The sequence below is a fragment of the Mesorhizobium sp. M7A.F.Ca.CA.004.04.2.1 genome (assembly GCF_004022825.1).
GTDB lineage: Bacteria > Pseudomonadota > Alphaproteobacteria > Rhizobiales > Rhizobiaceae > Mesorhizobium.
Genome location: NZ_RZPH01001068.1, coordinates 1 through 1,976, shown reverse-complemented (window position 1 = coordinate 1,976; position 1,976 = coordinate 1). Strand labels below are relative to the sequence as shown.

General features: G+C 62.3%; 2 protein-coding genes and 2 pseudogenes. 3 read left to right on the top strand and 1 reads right to left on the bottom strand.

Going from position 1 to position 1,976, the window contains the following annotated elements:
• The 3 genes and pseudogenes from EN893_RS31350 to EN893_RS31340 form a co-directional block, all read left to right on the top strand.
• Positions 1–532: pseudogene (locus EN893_RS31350) on the top strand (ABC transporter ATP-binding protein); the annotation flags it as partial.
• A 58-nt stretch (positions 533–590) separates the two neighbouring features.
• On the top strand, positions 591–833 hold the full coding sequence (locus EN893_RS31345; protein ID WP_127270148.1) for a type II toxin-antitoxin system CcdA family antitoxin: 243 nt from the start codon (positions 591–593) through the stop codon (positions 831–833).
• Positions 833–1,132: a CcdB family protein gene (locus EN893_RS31340; RefSeq protein WP_127270146.1), complete on the top strand. Its 300-nt coding sequence runs from the start codon at positions 833–835 to the stop codon at positions 1,130–1,132. Before EN893_RS31345 ends, EN893_RS31340 begins: the two co-directional genes overlap by 1 nt.
• A gap of 11 nt (positions 1,133–1,143) precedes the next feature.
• Here EN893_RS31340 and EN893_RS31335 read toward each other — a convergent pair.
• Positions 1,144–1,976 (bottom strand): annotated as a pseudogene (locus tag EN893_RS31335) (hypothetical protein); the annotation flags it as partial.

Below are 1,976 nucleotides of genomic sequence, written 5' to 3'. Positions count from 1 at the left end.
GCCGACCAACGATCTCGATATGGAGACGCTGGAACTGCTGCAGGAACTGGTCGCTGGCTTTGCCGGCACCGTCATCCTGGTCAGCCACGACCGCGATTTCCTCGACCGCACCGTGACCAGCCTGATCGCACCGGATGGTGACGGCCACTGGATCGAATATGCCGGCGGCTACTCCGACATGCTGGCGCAGCGCGGCGGCACCAGGCTGGACGACCGCAAGGCGCGCGCGAAGGCCGAAAACGGCGAAGCGCCAGTGACGGCCAAGAGTGAAGCGGCCGCGCCAAAGGGGCCAGCGAAGAAACTGTCGTTCAAGCAGAAATTCGCGCTGGAATCGCTGCCCAAGAAAATCGAGGCTGTGACGGCTTCGATCTCAAGGCTGGAGAACAACATCGCCGATCCGGCCTATTACGAGCGCGACCCGGCCTCGTTCCAAAAGACGATCGCCGCCCTCGACAAGGAGCGCGCTACGCTGGCGGCGCTCGAGGAAGAATGGCTGGAGCTGGAGATGTTGCGCGAGGAAATGGAAGGGTGAAGGATTGCGTGGGGGCTTTTATGCGCCTAGATTATGCGCATAAAAGGAGGCCATCTTTATGCTTCAATCGACGTCAAAACCTCAGCGACAATCTGTGAATACGTCCATCGACTCTCGGTTGATCAGCGATGCGAAAGCTTTGGGCATCAATATCTCACGCGCCGCCGAAGAGGGCATTGCAAAAGCAATCTCGGCAGAAAAAACGCGCCGATGGCAGGAAGAAAATAAGGAAGCCATCGACAGCTCCAATGAGTATGTCAGACGCAACGGACTGCCACTGGCCAAACACCGGCCGTTCTGATGGCGCGTTATGATTTCTATAGGAATGCCGCGGGCGGCGGTTATCTTCTCGACGTGCAATCAGACCTTCTTGAAGGACTAAGCACCAGGATCATCATTCCGCTGATGCCGCCCAAGATAGCCCCGGTTCCTGGTCGCCGATTAAACCCGACCTTCACCATAAACGGCAAAGATCATGTGATGGTCACCCAGTTTATGTCAGCCTTCTCTGCCTCGGAATTGCCGGATCCAGAGGGAAGCCTTTCCAGGCACCACGACGACATCGTCGCCGCGCTCGACATGCTGTTCCAAGGCTTCTGAACTGCTCCTTCTCAGCCAGCCGTCTTGGCCTGCCAGGCCTTGATCGCCTCGTCGAACACCTTCTCGCCGGGAATGCCCTTTTCCATGGTCAGCAGTGCCCGCCGTCCGGTCTTGTAGACGACCGGTACGTCGATCCAGTCCTGGCCGCGAAGCAGGGTCATGTTGGCGTCTTCGTCGGCCTTGGTATCGTTGAGCGCGACGAGGAAGAAGCCGTCGGCGATCTTCGCCGGAATGCCGATCAACGGGCTGCCGGCATCCTGTTCCGAACCCTTCATGGCGACGCGCAGGATGTTGTCGACACCGCCGCCCTCGAAACCGTCGGGCGTCAGGAAGATCATCTCGATGATATGGCTGGCCGGCAGTGTCTGATCGGTGTTGCGGCGGATGGTCATGCGCAACTGGATGTCCTTGCCGGGAATGGTGGCCTCGGCACGGATCGCCGGCTCCGGCGGCAGGTCGCCACCGGGCGATTCCTGCACCAGCGACCAGACGATATTGCCGGGCTCGGCGGAGCCCTGGGCGGTGCTGGTGCGCTCCTCGTAGAAGATCGCCTTCTGGCCGACAGGCAGAGCGGTTTCCGCAGGCGCAGCTGCCGGTGCGGGCGGCGTGCCGGCAGCATCGGGCGGCGCTGCCGGGGCAGCTCCGTTGGCAGGCGGCGTTGCGGGGGCGGCACCTGTAGCGGGGGGCGCTGCCGCGGCAGGTGTGCCTGCGGCCGGAGCGGAAATCGCCGGTGCGTTCGTCGCCGAGGGCGGCGTGGTCAGCGCGGCGACCGATTCGCCTTCGCCGATGCCGCTTTGGCCACCGGCCGGACCCGGGTCGACTTCACTGCCCTGCGGCGTCAGCC

Excerpts from the sequence above, each read along its gene's own strand:
- EN893_RS31345 (WP_127270148.1), top strand. The coding sequence starts at position 591 with ATGCTTCAATCGACGTCAAAACCTCAGCGACAATCTGTGAATACGTCC.
- EN893_RS31340 (WP_127270146.1), top strand. The coding sequence starts at position 833 with ATGGCGCGTTATGATTTCTATAGGAATGCCGCGGGCGGCGGTTATCTT.